Raw genomic sequence first — 15,227 nt, 5'->3', positions numbered from 1 at the left:
GTGTGGATCCCGGTCCGTCAGGGGGCGACAACAGGGGCCAACTGCGCGTCCCTGCGGACCAGTTCGGCATAGCGGCCGTCCCGGTCGAGCAGTTCCTCGTGACTGCCGCGCTCGGCTATGCGTCCCGCGTCCAGGACCACGATCTGGTCGGCGTCCCGGACTGTGGAGAGCCGGTGGGCGATGGTGATGGTGGTCCGGCCCGCCGAGAGCGCGTCGATGGCCTGCTGCACCGCGTACTCGGTGCGGGTGTCCAGCGCACTGGTCGCCTCGTCGAGGATGAGGACGGGCGGGTCGCGCAGAATCGTCCTGGCGATGGCGAGGCGCTGCTTCTCACCGCCGGAGAAGCGGTAGCCGCGCTCGCCGACCAGGGTGTCGTAGCCGTCGGGCAGGGACGCGATGTGGTCGTGGATCTGGGCCGCGCGCGCCGCTGCCTCAATTTCCGCGTCGGTCGCGTCCGGTTTGGCGAAGCGCAGATTCTCCGCGACCGAGGAATGGAAGAGATACGTCTCCTGGGAGACGACTCCCACGGCGCGGGCGAGGGTTTCGAAGTCGAGGTCTCGTACGTCGACTCCGTCGAGTGTGACTCTGCCGCCCGTGACGTCGTACAACCTGGGCACCAGATAGCTGAGCGTGGACTTGCCGGAGCCGGTGGGCCCGACGACGGCGAGGCTGCCGCCCGCCGGCACCGCCACCTCGATTCTGTCGAGGGTCGGCCGCGTCTGTTTGTCGTCGTAGATGAAGTCGACGTCCTCGAACCGGACTTCGCCGCGGATCTTCTCCAGCCGGACCGGTTTCTCGGGCTCGGTGATGTCCACCGGCAGGTCGAGATACTCGAAGATCCGCTGGAAGAGCGCGAGCGAGGTCTGCATCTGCACGCCGGTGGAGAGCAGGCTCACGGCGGGCCGGAACAGGCCCTGCTGGAGCGAGACGAAGGCGACGAGCGTGCCGATCGATATCGCGGGTCCGCCGGACTGGAGCGCGAGGCCCGCCGCCCAGTAGATCAGGGCGGGCATGGCGGCCATGACGATGCCGATGGTCGACATCCGCCACCGCCCGGCCATGCTGGAGCGCACTTCGAGGTTGACGAGCCGCTCGGACTCCTCGGCGAAGGACCTGGTGAGCGAGTCCGCCCGGCCCATGGTGCGGCCGAGCAAAATGCCGCTGACGGAGAGCGACTCGGTGACCGTGGCGGCCATGGCGGCCATCTGTTTCTGGCGCTGCGTGGTGATCTTCTTGCGCTCGCGGCCGACCCGGCGGCTGATCCAGACGAAAATCGGCAGCAGGAGCAGCGAGACGGCAGTGAGCCGCCAGTCCAGCGCGAGCATCGCGACGACGGTGGCGACCACGGCCGTGAGGTTGGAGACCAGGGAGGTCGCGGTGGAGGTGACGGTCGCCTGCATGCCGCCGATGTCGTTGGCGATGCGCGACTGGACCTCTCCGGTGCGGGTCCTGGTGAAGAAGGCCAGCGGCATGCGCTGCAACTGGGCGTACACCGCGGTGCGCAGGTCATGCATGACGCGCTGGCCGACGGTGGTGGAGATCAGCGTCTGGAGCACGCCGAAGACGCTGGTCATCACTGCCGTGAGGATCATGCCGAGGGCGAGCAGGCTGAGCAGCCCGGTGCGGCCCTGCGGGATCGCGGTGTCGAGGATCTCGCGCAGCAGGAACGGCGAGGCGACCGAGACGAGCGACGCGGCGCCGACGAGCAGGCCGACGACGGCGAGGCGGCCGCGGTAGGGACGGAAGAGCCGGAGAATGCGCCGCACCTGGGCGGGCGGCTGCTCCGGGTCCTTGGCCGGTGGTGTCCAGGTGATCGGTTCGGGGTGCATGGGCTCCTTCGACGGGTTGCGGCAGACGATGGGTCACGCAGCAAAGATTTTAAGAGCATAGCTCACTGTTACCTATACTCACAATGAATCCGGTCCTGATATTGTTCCGGCATGGAGCCAGGATCCCTCACCGCACCCGACGCCGACGGCCTGCTGGCCGAGCAGCTGCTGCGGCTGACCCGACGGCTCCACCGCAGCCAGAAGCGGCAGCTGGAGTCGGCCGACATCGCGATCACCCCCGCGCAGTCCCGTCTGCTGCGCACCCTCGCGCACTACGACCAGCCGCCGCGCATGGCCGATCTCGCGGCCCGCCTGGAAGTGGTCCCCCGGGCCGTGACCAGCCTCGTCGACGGCCTGGAGGCGAGTGGCTGCGTCCGCCGCGCGCCCGACCCGACCAACCGCAGGGTGATCCGGATCGAGCTGACCGACACCGGCCGCGCCACGCTCAGAGCGCTGCGCAGCGCGCGCCGCGCAGCCGCAGAGGACATCCTGGCTCCATTGACCGCCGACCAGCGCGAGGTGCTCGGCGGACTGCTGTCCACCCTGGTCGACGGGCCGGGACCACGCTGCTGACGCCGCCGAGGGGGCTCGCGAGATGCCGCTGCTGGAGCCGAAGCCAAAAGCCCTCCGCCCGGACCTTGCGCGGACGCCGTCGCCCGACCGGGTCCCCGATCGGCAGGCCGGGGGCACGCCCGAGCCGCTGCGCGGCGAGCTGATCGCCCTCCTCGGCGCGGACAAGGTGTACTGGAAGATCTCCGACCTCGTGCGGTACGCATCGGACGCCAGCCCCTACCGCTTCGTCCCCCAGGTCGTGGTGGTCCCTGAGGACATCGACGACGTCTCGGCCGTCCTCTCGTACGCACACGGCAAGGGCCGTGACGTCGTCTTCCGGGCGGCAGGCACCTCACTCAACGGCCAGGCGCAGGGCGAGGACATCCTGGTCGACGTCCGCCGCCACTGGGCCGGCGTCGAGGTGCTCGACGACGGAGCGCGGGCCCGTATCCGCCCGGGGACGACCGTCATGCGGGCGAATGTCACGCTCGCCCGCCACGGCCGGATGCTGGGCCCCGACCCGGCCAGCGCCATCGCCTGCACCATCGGCGGGGTCGTCGCGAACAACGCCTCCGGAATGACGGCCGGGACCACCCGCAATTCGTATCGCACCGTCTCCTCGCTCACCTTCGTGCTGCCGTCGGGCACCGTCGTCGACACCGGCGAGCCGGACGCCGACGTGCAGCTCGCGCACGCCGAACCACGGCTGTGCGAGGGCCTGTTGGCCATCAAGTCGGAGATCGAGTCGGACCCGGAACTGACCGCCCGCATCCGCGCCAAGTACGAGATCAAGAACACCAATGGCTACCGGCTCGACGCCTTCCTCGACGGCGCGAGCCCCGTGCAGATCCTGCGCGGTCTGATGGTGGGGTCCGAGGGCAGCTTCGGCTTCATCTCCGAGGTCGTCTTCGACACCGTTCCGCTGGACCGACTGGTCTCCACCGCCCTGCTGTTCTTCCCCAGCCTTCCCGCGGCCGCTGCCGCCGTCCCCGACTTCAACGACGCGGGTGCCATCGCCGTCGAGCTGATGGACGGCAACACCCTGCGCGCCTCGGTCAGCGTCGAGGGTGTGCCGGCGGACTGGGCGCGGCTGCCGAAGGAGACCGCGGCGCTCCTGGTGGAATTCCGCGCACCCGACGAGGAGAGCCGGCAGGCGTACGAAAGAGCGGCGGCCGAGGCGCTCGCCCGGCTGGAGCTGGTCGCTCCGGTCGCCTCGGTGACCAATGAGTTCACCAGGGACCCCGGGACCATCTCCGGCTACTGGAAGGCTCGCAAGGCGTTCGTCGCGGCCGTCGGCGGCGCCCGCCCCTCCGGGACGACGCTGATCACAGAGGACTTCGCGGTACCGCCCTCCCGCCTTGCGGACGCCTGCGCGGCCCTTCTCGAGCTGCAGACCCGGCACGGCTTCGACGCCGCCGTCGCCGGGCACGCGGCGCACGGCAATCTGCACTTCCTGCTCGCCTTCGACGCCGCCCGGCCAGGCGACGTCGACCGCTATGCCGCCTTCATGGACGACTTCTGCAGGCTGACGGTGGAGCGTTTCGACGGCTCGCTGAAGGCGGAGCACGCCACCGGCCGTAATATCGCGCCCTTCCTGGAGCTGGAGTGGGGTCCGAAGGCGACCGAGCTGATGTGGCGTACGAAGCGGGTCATCGACCCCGACGGTGTGCTGGCTCCCCGTATCGTCCTCGACCGCGACCCCAAGGCCCATCTGCGCGGCCTGAAGACCATTCCCGAGGTCGAGCGGATCGCCGACCCCTGTATCGAATGCGGCTTCTGCGAACCGACCTGCCCCAGCAAGGACATGACGACGACGCCCCGTCAACGGATCGTGCTGCGCCGGGAGATGATGCGCCAGAGCGACGGATCAGCGGTCCAGGACGCCCTCCTTGCTGCGTACGGCTATGACGCCGTCGACACCTGTGCGGGCGACTCGACCTGCAGGCTCGCCTGCCCCGTGGGGATCGACACCGGAGCCCTGATGAAGGACTTCCGGCACCGGCGCCACTCGCCGCGCGAGGAGCGCATCGCCGAACGCACCGCGCAGAACTTCCGCGCGGTCGAGACGTCGGCGCGGCTGGCACTCGCCGCGGCGGACCGGATCGGCGACCGGATTCTCCAGTCCGTGACGGGCCTGGTCCGCAAGGCCGTACGGCCCGATCTGGTACCGGAGTGGCTGCCGCAGATCCCCGGGGCCGCCGCCGGTGCCCTGCCCCGTACGAACCGCGTCGGCGCGGCCGCCGTCTACTACCCGGCCTGTGTGAACCGCATCTTCGCCGGTCCCGACGACCGGACGGGCCCCTCGCTCCCGCAAGCCGTCGTCGTGCTGTCGGGGCGCGCGGGAAAGCCCGTATGGGTCCCGCAGGACGTGGCGGGCACCTGTTGCGCCACCATCTGGCACTCCAAGGGGTACGAAGCGGGCAACCGCCTCATGGCCAACCGCATCGTCGAGGCGGTCTGGGGCTGGACGGCGGGCGGGCGGCTGCCGCTGGTCGTGGACGCGTCGTCCTGCACGCTCGGCATCGCCCATGAGGTGGTGCCGTATCTCACCGACGACAACAGGGAGTTGCACGCGGAGCTGACCGTCGTCGACTCCCTCGTCTGGGCGGCCGACGAACTCCTCCCCCGTCTCAACGTCCGGCGCACAACGGGATCCGCGGTAGTCCATCCCACCTGCTCGATGCGGCATCTCGGCGACGAGGACAGGCTGACCGCGCTCGCCCGGGCGTGCGCGGACGAGGTCGTGGTTCCCGACGACGCGGGCTGCTGTGCCTTCGCGGGCGACCGCGGAATGCTCCACAAGGAGCTCACGGACTCGGCGACGGCCCGCGAGGCGGCCGAGGTCACCGCCCGCCATTTCGACGCGCATCTCAGCGCCAACCGGATGTGCGAGATCGCCATGGACCGGGCGACGGGCCGTAGCTACCGCTCCGTCCTGCTGGAGCTGGAGCGGGCGACCCACCGCGCCCCACGGAGCTAGCCCCAGCTCATCCTCAGATCCCTCGGCGGACGCGGGCACTGCCATGGCCCTCGCGGGCTTTCGCCGTGCCCGGGGCCGGACACGGCCGTGAAGAAGAGTCCATGGGTTCGGACCAAGAGTCCAAACGCCGCCCTTGCGCATCAACAGCACCAACTACCAAGGTCCTTACCGAAGTTCATGAACACGCCGCGCAACGTCAGCTCAACGACGGCTTCCTGGAGGCTCGATGAACGACGCAGCACAGCAGAACCCCGGTACGGCGGACGGCGACGACGGCTCAGTGAGCCGTCGTTCGGTCCTGCGGACCACGGCCGGAGTGGCGGGCGCGGGGCTGGGCCTCGGCGCGCTGGGCACGGGCGCCGCCTCGGCCACGGCGGGCGGCACGGAGAGCGGCGCGGCGAGCGAGGACTTAGCAGCCACCCCGCCCCGCCAGGGGCTCACCATGGCCGGCGTCCCCTTCGAGCGGCGCAGCACCGTACGCGTCGGCATCATCGGCCTCGGCAATCGCGGTGGCAGCATGATCGACCTCTTTCTCGTCCTCCCCGGGGTCCACGTCGTCGCCCTCTGCGACCCGGTCAAGGCGAAGACGGAGAGCGCCGCGGCCAAGGTGGTCAAGGCCGGTCAACCCGCCCCCGCCGTCTACACCAACGGCGAGGACGACTACGAGAACCTGTGCAAGCGGGGCGACGTCGACTTCGTCTATGTGGCCACGCCCTGGGACTTCCACTTCGAGATGGCCAAAGCCGCCATGCTGAACGGCAAGCACGTCGGCGTGGAGTGTCCGATCGCCATGCGCATGGACGAGTTGTGGGCGCTCGTCGACCTCTCCGAGCGCACCAGACGCCACTGCATGCAGCTGGAGAACTGTTGCTACGGCAAGAACGAGATGCGTGTGCTGCGCATGGCGCACGCCGGCAAGTTCGGCGATGTGCTGCACGGCGCGGGCGCGTACAACCACGATCTGCGCGGCCTGATGTTCGACCCGGACTACTACGAGGGCCCCTGGCGACGGCTGTGGCACACCCGGCTGCGCGGCGACCTCTACCCGAACCACGGCTTCGGTCCCGTCTCCAATTACATGGACATCAACCGCGGTGACCGGGTCGTGAGCATCTCCAGCTTCGGCACCCCGGCCCTGGGTCTGGCCGAGTACCGCAAGGCACACATGCCGCCGGGCGACCCGAGCTGGAAGGAGACGTACATCGAGAGCGATCGCACCATCAGCCTGGTCCAGACGGCGAAGGGACGGGTCATCCGCCTGGAACACGATGTGTCGACTCCACACCCCTACAGCCGGATCAACAGCCTGGGCGGCACCAAGGGTGTCTTCGAGGACTACCCGGCGCGGATCTACCTGGAGCCCGACCACACGAATGACCAGTGGGGCGATTTCGCCGCCTACGCGGAGTGGGACCACTGGCTGTGGAAGGAGCACTCCAACCCGCCCGGCGGGCACGGCGGCATGGACTACATCATGGTTTTCCGGCTGATGCAGTGCATGCAGCTGGGGCTGGTGCCCGACTTCGATGTGTACGACGCGGCGACCTGGACGGCTCCGGTGCCGCTCAGTCATGCGTCGATCAGGGCGAAGGGCGCTCCGCAGCAGATACCGGACTTCACCCGCGGTGAGTGGAGGAAGTCCCGCAGCGGCATGGACTCGGCCAAACCTGCCGTCTGACAGGGCAGTCGGGGCCCGGCTCGCGCCTGCCGGGCCCCGCGCCTCCGCACATCTCGACCCGGGCACTCCTCAACCGGGCTCGCGCACACCTCGGTTCAGCAGCGGCGGCGGTCCTCGGTCACCACTCCCTGGACCGTTTGCAGACTGCGGTCGTAGCAGCCCCCGGCACCCCGCAGCCGGTAGCGCTCCGCCGTCGTGCCGACCGCGTGCCGCTGATCGCGCGGCACATTCGCCGTGTAGGTCGCATCGCCGCTGTACGTATCGTCCAGCCGCGCCCACGTCAGCCGCTTGCCGCCGTGGGCGACGACCGTGTCGGCCCTGTCCCCCAGGGTGAGGACGGTACGCAGCCGGTCCCCCGCGCCCAGTGTGGTGACGCCGTCCATCGTGTAGGTCCGGTGGGTGGCCGTGAGCTGCCGCCCGCTTCTCACACTCTCGTCGTCGCGCCAGCTCCCCTTGAGCGCGTCGAGGTTCTCGCCCTCGGTCCAGCGGTGGACCGAGGTGTTCGCGAGGGCGCGGCTCACGGTCGTGGTGACGCGGCCGTGCGAGGTGTTGAGATAGCCGGTGACGGTGAGCCGATGGGCGCCTTTCGTGTCGAGCCGGTGCTCCGAACCGGGCGTGTACGTGACCGAGTTGACGGGTGCGCTCTCCTCATGGCGGGTCAGCGCGCCCGTGACCACCGCGCTGGCTTCGTCCTGCCACACCAGCACATTGGTGGGCGTACTCCAGCCGGTCTGGCCGGCCGGCACACCGGCGACGGAGACCTCGACCCGGTGCGGGCGGCCGTCGTTGAGCCGGGCGGCGAAGGGAGTCAGGTCGAACTGGATGGGCTTGATGTCGAACGCCCGCGGCCCCGGAATCACGTACCAGAGGAAGGGATTGGACCAGCCGCCCGTCCATACCGTCGGGAACGGCGCGGCAATTCCGGCGAGCTCGCCGTCGACCTTGATCTGCGCCTCGCGGTAGGGGCCGGCGTTGGCCTTGCAGGAGTACGGGGCGGCGTCGGGGACGGTCAGATACCAGTACTCCTCGCAGCCGCCGCCCGATCCGGTCGCGTACACCTCGGCGAGAATCCGCTCCGAGTTGCGCGGTGTCGTCAGCGAAGTGCCGTCCAGCGCAAGCACCTTGTCGGGTGTCCCGGCAGGTCCGGCCGTGCCGTTCGCCGCGTAGAAGGTCAGCGTCACCTTGACGTCGAAGACGCCGGTGTACGTCTCATTGACAACGTTGCCGATGAGCATCTCGACCGGCTGGGCGCTGCGCAGCGTGTCGCTGTAGCGCGTGACGTCCTTCTCCACGGACCAGGCGATGCCGTCCGGCGAAGGCTGCGGGGTCGAGGTGCGCAGGATCTCGACGCCGCCGACGGTGAGATGGCCGAGCCGGTCGTACTGCCGCCCCTTGACGCTCCCGTCGAGCCGCAGCACCACCTTGCTCCAGCTCTCACCGCACTCCCTCGGCGGCTTATAACTCCCCTTGTACGGCGTGAAGTCGCGGAACTGCGCCTCGGCGAGCGTCACTTGACAGGACTTCGCATCCGGGCGCGAGACGGGCGGCGCCGCGGTGACGGGATCGTGCCAGTCGGTGCCGAACTCCGCCGGAGGTGTGTCGGCGGCTGTGGCGGGCCCGGCGCCGAGGAGCAAACCCACGGCCAGCGCCGACCCGGTGAGCATGGACATGATCTGTCGTCGTCTCATGGGTCAGGAGTGAAGCGTGCGACGGGTCCGCAGCGCCAGGGCGAGTTGTTCGATCTTGGCGTGTTGTGTGTGCTGCCGCACAAAAATCGATTGCGGGGCGCGGCTGCGAAAGGCGAACCTTGCACGGTTTGCGCCGCCCTTTCGAGCCTTGGAACGTCATGCAGATTCGCGATCTTCCGTATCCCGACCCTGGTGTGCCCGACGCCAGGTCCGGACCGCGGTTCCTGCTCTGGCTCGGGCGCAACCAGCTCGGCGGACAGCTCAGGTCACTGGCCTGGGGCCTGCTGCACTTCTGCGGTGTGGCCGGGCTGCCGCTGGGCGTCGGCCAAGCCGTGCAGGCAGTCGTGGACCGTTCCGGCTCCCGCCTCGCACTCGCCGGCACGCTGATCGTCGTGTGCGGCGTGGCGATCACCGTGGGCGACACGATGCTGCACCGCACCGCCGTCACCAATTGGATCACCGCCGCGGCACGTGTCCAGCAGCTGCTGGCGGGCAAGGCGGCGGAGCTGGGCTCGGCGCTGACCCGTCGGGTCGCGGCCGGCGAGGTGGTCGCGGTCTCCACCGGCGATGTGGAAAAGATCGGCTGGTTCGTGGAAGCGGTCTCGCGTTTCGCCGCCGCCGCCGTCACGGTGGTCCTGGTCTGCGTGGGCCTGGTTCTGTACGAGCCGGAGCTGGGCCTGGTGGTCGCCATCGGCGTCCCCGCGCTGGCCCTGGCCGTACTACCGCTGCTCCCGCGCGCCACCCGGCGTGCCGACATCCAGCGCGAGAAGGCCGGCAAGGCCACCGAACTGGCCGCGGACACCGTCGCGGGCCTGCGGGTCCTGCGCGGCATCGGCGGCGAGGAGCTGTTCCTCGACCGCTACCGGCAGGCTTCTCAGGAGGTGCGCAGGGCGGCGGTCCGCAGCGCCCGCATGTGGTCGCTGATCTCGGCGATCCAGGTGCTGATGCCGGGCCTGCTGCTGATCACGGTGATCTGGTACGGAGCCGGGCTCGCCCGGGACGGCCGGATCGGGATCGGCGAACTGGTCACCGCCTTCAGTGCGGTGACGCTGCTGATGTATCCGCTCCGGCACTTCGAAGAGATCGCCATGGCGTACTCCTTCTCGCGGCCCTCCGCGAAACGTGCCGCCCGGGTACTGGCGCTGCGCCGTACGACGGAGCCCTCCGACGTGGAGTACGGGCGCCCGAGCGGCGATCTGTACGACCCCGCCACCGGCGTCGTCGCCCCCGCGGGCCGGTTCACCGCCGTGGTGTGCGGCGATCCGGACGCGGCAGGACTGCTGGCCGAACGGCTCGGCGGGAACCCGGCCGCCGACGCGGAAGCCGCCGCGTCCGTGCTGCTCGGCGGTGTGCCGCTGGACGAGCTGGCACTGGAGACGGCACGTGCCGCCGTCCTCGTTCAGGACAAGGATCCGGTGCTGCTCTCCGGCACGCTGCGGGCGCTGCTCGACGTGCCCTCCTCCGGGACGGTGTCCGCGGAGGACGCGCTGGCGGCCGCGCAGTGCGGCGATGTGCTGGACGCGCTCGCGTCGGCGTCCCTGGACGCCGACGGCGACCCGATGCGAACGCGGATCACCGAGCGGGGCCGTTCGCTGTCCGGCGGGCAGCGCCAGCGGCTCGCCCTGGCCCGTTCGCTGGTCACCGACCCCGAGGTGCTCGTCCTGGACGAGCCCACGTCCGCCGTGGACTCGCACACGGAGGCGCGGATCTCCGAGGGTGTGAAGGGTCTGCGGGCCGGTCGCACCACGGTCGTGTTCACCTCCTCACCGCTGCTGCTCGACCACGCGGACAGGGTGGTTTTCGTGCACGACGGCAAGGTCGCGGCGGTCGGCGTCCACCGCGAACTGCTGGAGGGCACCGCCGGCTACCGGGCGGTCGTCACCCGCGAGACCGAGGAAGAGCAGCTCATTGGCATCACGGCCATCGACGAGCTGGACGCACTGGAAGAGATCGAGGAGTCGGCATGATCGGCGTGGCGCCACCGGCGTACGACCCGGCGGCCCCGGAGACGGCGGCAACCCTGCCCGTCGGCACTCCGGCGACCGTGCGGGCGTACGTCGGCGAACTGCTGCAGCGGCACCGCAGGGCCTTTGTGCTGCTGATCGCCGTCAACGCCGTCGCGGTGATCTCCTCGATGGCCGGCCCCTATCTGCTGGGCGGGCTCGTCCAGGATCTGGCGGACGGGGCACGCGAGCTCCATCTGGAGCGCACCGCCGCGCTGTTCGCGCTCGCGCTGGTCATCCAGACCGTGTTCGTACGCCTGATGCGGTTGCGCGGCGCGATGCTCGGCGAGGAGATGCTGGCCGACCTGCGCGAGGACTTCCTCGTGCGATCGGTCGGACTGCCGCCGGGTGTCCTTGAGCGCGCAGGCACGGGGGATCTGCTCTCCCGTATCACCACCGACATCGACCGGCTGGCCAATGCGATGCGCGAGGCCGTGCCGCAGTTGGCGATCGGCGTGGTCTGGGCCGCCCTGTTGATCGGCGCGCTCACGGTGACGGCGCCGCCGCTCGCGCTCGCCGTGCTCGTCGCCCTCCCCGTGCTGGTGATCGGCTGTCGCTGGTACTTCCGGCGGGCGCCGTCGGCATACCGCTCGGAGGCGGCCGGATATGCGGCGGTGGCCGCCGTGCTGGCGGAGACCGTGGACGCCGGGCGGACCGTGGAGGCGCACCGCCTCGGCGGACGCCGGGTGGCGCTGTCCGAGCAGCGGATCAGGGAGTGGACCGCGTGGGAGCGTTACACGCTCTATCTGCGCTCGGTCCTGTTCCCCGTCATCAACGTGACGCATGTGACGATCCTCTGCTCGGTGCTGCTGATCGGCGGTGTCTTCGTCATTCAGGACTGGATCAGCGTCGGGCAGCTCACGACCGGCGCCCTGCTGGCGCAGATGCTGGTCGACCCGGTCAATCTGATCCTGCGCTGGTACGACGAGCTCCAGGTCGCCCAGGTGTCGATCGCCCGGCTCGTCGGCGTACGCGAGATCGAACCGGACGGCGGTGACGCGCACATCGCTCCGGACGGCCGCGATGTGCGTGCGGACGAGGTGCACTTCGGCTACCGCGAGGGCGTGGACGTGCTGCACCAGGTCTCGCTCGACGTCGCGCCGGGCACCCGGCTCGCTCTGGTCGGCCCCTCCGGCGCCGGCAAGTCGACGCTGGGCCGGCTGCTCGCGGGCATCTACGCACCTCGGGCGGGCAGCATCACGCTCGGCGCGGCCGAGTTGTCCAGGATGCCGGCGGAGCGCGTCCGCGAGCATGTCGCCCTGGTCAACCAGGAGCACCACGTCTTCGTGGGCTCGCTGCGCGACAACCTGCTGCTGGCCCGTACGGGCGCGTCCGACGCGGAGCTGTGGGCAGCGCTCGGGGCGGTCGACGCGAACACCTGGTCGCGGGGGCTGGATGCCGGCCTCGACACCGAGGTCGGCTCGGGCGGCCTCGCGCTGACCCCGGCCCAGGCCCAGCAGATCGCGCTGGCCCGCCTGGTCCTGGCGGACCCGCACACCCTGGTCCTGGACGAGGCGACCTCGCTCCTGGACCCGCGGGCGGCCCGCCATCTGGAGCGCTCGCTCTCGCGGGTCCTGGACGGCCGTACGGTGGTGGCCATCGCCCACCGCCTGCACACCGCGCACGACGCGGATGTGATCGCGGTGGTGGAAGAGGGCCGGATCAGCGAACTGGGCAGCCACGACGAACTGGTCGCGGCCGGCGGGGCGTACGCGGCGCTGTGGCGGTCCTGGCACGGGTGAGAACAGGTGTGAGGTCCCGCTGGTGGCATGGCTCCAGCAGCGGGACCTCGGCACCCCACCCCCGCGGTGGCCCCGGGCCGTGGCCGATCAGTAGCCGTATTGGCCGCTGTTCTGGCCGACAGCCTTCATGACCGCCTTGCCGTGCGCGTCGATGACGTACCAGACCTTGCCGATGCCCTGGCCCTTCACGTCTCCGGACGCCTTGTCCTTGGCGTAGTGGTAGAGCGGATGACCGCCGTAGGTGGCCTGGGTCTTCCCGCCTGCGTCCGTCGTGTTGATGAGCTTCGCGTCCACACCGTGGCCGGCCTTCGGCTTGCCCTCCATCGGCGGCCACAGTTTCAGGCACGCCGCGTCGCACTTCATCGCGCTCTTGTTCTGGCCGTCCATGGTGAACAGATAGAGCGTGCGCCCACTGCCATCGACCAGGATGTTGCCGAGCCTGGAGTCGGCGATCTTGACCGTGGACATGTCCGTGGCGCTCGATCCGCCGCCGCTGTTGCCGCCCCCATCGCTCCAGCCGGAGAGACCGAGGGCCGCCGTCACGACGAGCACGGCCGCCGGGATGGTGCTTCTGATCATGATGTGTCATCCCTTCTCGACCGAGGTTGTACGCAGCGGCCCGAGCATCGGATTGCGCGGCGATGCAATCCCTGGGCGGGGTGGTGACGTATGTATGCGATGTGGAGCTGTTCTCGCGCGTGGACCGGGCCGACGACGCCTCACTCCTCGCCGGGCTTGCCATCGGCGACGAGGCGGCGTCAACCGCGTTCGTACGCCGCTTCCAGGCGGCGGTGTACGGTCTCGCGCTGTCCGTGACACGCGAGCCGGGCCTTGCCGAGGACGTCAGCCAGGAGGTGTTCGTACGGGCCTGGCGCGCCGCCGGAAGTTACGACGCGCGGCGGGCGTCCGTGCTCACCTGGCTGCTGACCATCACACGCAATGCCGCCATCGACTCGGTGCGGACCCGGCGGGCCACCCCCGTCATGGCGGACACATTGGAGCGGCTGATCGGTGCGACGCTCCAGGCCGAGGGACCGGAACAGCTTGCAATCCTCGCGCTGGAGAGCAGACGCGCCGTGCAACGGCTCCGGTCGCTGCCCACCGAGCAGGCGCGGGCCGTTGTGCTCGCCGTCATCGGCGGGTGCACCGCCGCCGAGGTCGGGCGGCACGAGGACATCCCGCTCGGCACCGCCAAGAGCCGCATCCGGGCCGGCCTGCGCAGGCTGCGGGACTCGCTGAAGGAGGACAGCCGTGACCGATAGGCACCTCGGCGAGGAGCAGCTGATTGCCCTGGCGCTCGGCGATGTTCCGGACGAGCAGACCGCGCTGCTGGAGCATCTGCGCGCCTGCCCCTCCTGCCGGTCGGCGTACCAGGAGATCTCGGGGGCCGTGGACGCCGTGCTGCCCGCCGCGCCGACCGTCGCTCCGTCGGCCGGGTTCGACGCCCGGGTCCTTGAACGGCTGGATGTGAGAAAGCCTGTTCCGCACCGGTCGCGCCGGGTCCCCCTGCTACTTGCGGCAGCGGCGGCGGCCGTCGGGATCGGCATCGGCTCCGCCGTGACGGCGACCGTCGTCGACCAGGGTCCGGCGGCCGTCGTCGCGAGCGAACAGGGCGCGCGGCTCCTCACCCGCACCGGGTCCACGGTGGGCACGGTCGAACCGAGCCAGGCCGGGGACGAGCGGGTCGTCGTCATGCAGATCACCGACGCACCACCCGGCAAGCACTACTCCTGCCGACTGGTGCTGAAGGACGGCACGGTCCGTGATGGCGGTGCGTGGTGGGTGCCGGCCTCCGGTCGCGCGACCTGGATCGCGTACGGCTCGGCGAGCACCGTCGAGCGGGTGGAGCTGCTCGCCGACAACGGCAGTGTGTGGTCCCACGCCGATCTGACCGACTGACCTCGAGGCCGTCCTCGATCGACTCCCGGGCCGCCCGGCTGCCCCGCCGCCGCGCCGCTAGATGTACCCGAGCGCCGCCGCGCCGCCCACCCCGCCCAGCAGCATGAACACCGGCATCAGCACCTTCAGCTCCACCCAGCTGCCCGCCCTGAACCGCATCGCCTTCGGCGGACCCACCGGGTACCAGCGCTTGCGCCCCAGCGGGATCGGCCACAGGATCGGGCAGCCCGAGACGGTCAGCGCATCGCCGATGTCGTGCACCAGCGCGCCCAGCACGATCGGCAGGCCCAGCCACAGATACTCCTGGCCGGGGGCGGTGAACAGCCAGTCCGAGCCATTGCCCGGCTTGTCCAGGACGTCCGCCAGGATCCACGCGCTCGTCGCGCCCAGCAGCCACACCAGTACGTCGCTGGAGACTCGCGCGGCCCGCCACAGCAGGCCCTCAACGGCGAGCACCAGATGGATGAAGAGGATCGCGAGAACCGCCCACCGGCCGCCGGTGATCGCGAGCGCCGAGGTGCCCGCGCCGATCAGGACCGCCCACAGCCAGGTGTGGGTGAGCGTGCGATGGCCGCCGGTCCTGCGCTTGTCGCCCTGTTTCTTCGTCGCTTTGTAGACCGCGTACGACAGCTTGTCGACGACCTCGCACAGTCCGCGCGATATCGGCCCGAAGGCCCGCGAGATCGTCGCCGCCTTGTGGTCGAGGTCCGGAGCGAGCGCCGCCCCCGCGCATATCAGCGCTCCGACGACGAGGACCGGCCACGGCATCGGGTGGCCGGCGGCAGCGGTCGCCGCGCCCACCCCCAGCCAGGCAGCCGCCCCGGACAGAGAGTGCGCCGGTCCCATCATGTGCGTT

The 15,227-nt window shown here is 70.4% G+C and carries 11 protein-coding genes; 7 read left to right on the top strand and 4 right to left on the bottom strand.

Annotated features, from left to right (window positions below; all coding sequences use genetic code 11):
• Window positions 1-17 precede the first annotated feature (17 nt).
• A complete protein-coding gene (locus tag OG729_RS34240) occupies window positions 18-1,829 on the bottom strand; it encodes an ABC transporter ATP-binding protein (RefSeq protein ID WP_405809790.1) in 1,812 nt (603 codons plus the stop codon).
• Window positions 1,830-1,940: 111 nt separating this feature from the next.
• Between OG729_RS34240 and OG729_RS34235 the strand changes: the two genes are divergently transcribed.
• From OG729_RS34235 to OG729_RS34225, 3 genes are all read left to right on the top strand, one after another.
• Window positions 1,941-2,402 carry a MarR family transcriptional regulator gene (locus OG729_RS34235; RefSeq protein ID WP_360870827.1) on the top strand — a complete coding sequence of 154 codons (462 nt, stop codon included), beginning with the start codon at window positions 1,941-1,943 and terminating at the stop codon, window positions 2,400-2,402.
• A gap of 22 nt (window positions 2,403-2,424) precedes the next feature.
• On the top strand, window positions 2,425-5,361 hold the full coding sequence (locus OG729_RS34230; RefSeq protein WP_405809788.1) for an FAD-binding and (Fe-S)-binding domain-containing protein: 2,937 nt from the start codon (window positions 2,425-2,427) through the stop codon (window positions 5,359-5,361).
• A 226-nt stretch (window positions 5,362-5,587) separates the two neighbouring features.
• Window positions 5,588-7,039 (top strand): Gfo/Idh/MocA family protein, encoded by a 1,452-nt coding sequence (locus OG729_RS34225; protein WP_405809786.1) that lies wholly within the window; start codon window positions 5,588-5,590, stop codon window positions 7,037-7,039.
• A gap of 95 nt (window positions 7,040-7,134) precedes the next feature.
• Here OG729_RS34225 and OG729_RS34220 read toward each other — a convergent pair whose 3' ends face one another.
• Window positions 7,135-8,727 carry a peptide-N4-asparagine amidase gene (locus tag OG729_RS34220; protein WP_405809785.1) on the bottom strand — a complete coding sequence of 531 codons (1,593 nt, stop codon included), beginning with the start codon at window positions 8,725-8,727 and terminating at the stop codon, window positions 7,135-7,137.
• Window positions 8,728-8,885: 158 nt separating this feature from the next.
• On the opposite strand from OG729_RS34220, the gene OG729_RS34215 reads away from it, so the two are divergent.
• Both OG729_RS34215 and OG729_RS34210 read left to right on the top strand, forming a co-directional pair.
• Window positions 8,886-10,694, top strand: coding sequence for an ABC transporter transmembrane domain-containing protein (locus OG729_RS34215; RefSeq protein ID WP_405809784.1), 1,809 nt, complete (start codon window positions 8,886-8,888; stop codon window positions 10,692-10,694).
• A complete protein-coding gene (locus OG729_RS34210; RefSeq protein ID WP_405809782.1) occupies window positions 10,691-12,472 on the top strand; it encodes an ABC transporter ATP-binding protein in 1,782 nt (593 codons plus the stop codon). The genes OG729_RS34215 and OG729_RS34210 overlap by 4 nt, the downstream gene beginning before the upstream one ends.
• A gap of 87 nt (window positions 12,473-12,559) precedes the next feature.
• Here the strand turns inward: OG729_RS34210 and OG729_RS34205 are convergent, their stop codons facing one another.
• Window positions 12,560-13,051 carry a hypothetical protein gene (locus tag OG729_RS34205; protein WP_405809781.1) on the bottom strand — a complete coding sequence of 164 codons (492 nt, stop codon included), beginning with the start codon at window positions 13,049-13,051 and terminating at the stop codon, window positions 12,560-12,562.
• An 80-nt stretch (window positions 13,052-13,131) separates the two neighbouring features.
• On the opposite strand from OG729_RS34205, the gene OG729_RS34200 reads away from it, so the two are divergent.
• Together OG729_RS34200 and OG729_RS34195 are read left to right on the top strand one after the other, a co-directional pair.
• On the top strand, window positions 13,132-13,734 hold the full coding sequence (locus OG729_RS34200; protein WP_405809779.1) for an RNA polymerase sigma factor: 603 nt from the start codon (window positions 13,132-13,134) through the stop codon (window positions 13,732-13,734).
• Window positions 13,724-14,371, top strand: coding sequence for an anti-sigma factor family protein (locus tag OG729_RS34195; RefSeq protein ID WP_405809778.1), 648 nt, complete (start codon window positions 13,724-13,726; stop codon window positions 14,369-14,371). The genes OG729_RS34200 and OG729_RS34195 overlap by 11 nt, the downstream gene beginning before the upstream one ends.
• Window positions 14,372-14,428: 57 nt before the next feature.
• Here OG729_RS34195 and OG729_RS34190 read toward each other — a convergent pair whose 3' ends face one another.
• The gene (locus tag OG729_RS34190; protein WP_360870800.1) at window positions 14,429-15,220 is read right to left on the bottom strand and encodes a metal-dependent hydrolase; all 792 of its coding nucleotides are present in this window, start codon (window positions 15,218-15,220) and stop codon (window positions 14,429-14,431) included.
• Window positions 15,221-15,227: the final 7 nt, after the last annotated feature.

It is taken from the genome of Streptomyces sp. NBC_00210 (genome assembly GCF_045160975.1).
In the GTDB taxonomy this organism is placed as follows: domain Bacteria; phylum Actinomycetota; class Actinomycetes; order Streptomycetales; family Streptomycetaceae; genus Streptomyces.
This window is presented reverse-complemented; position numbering and strand designations above follow the sequence as displayed.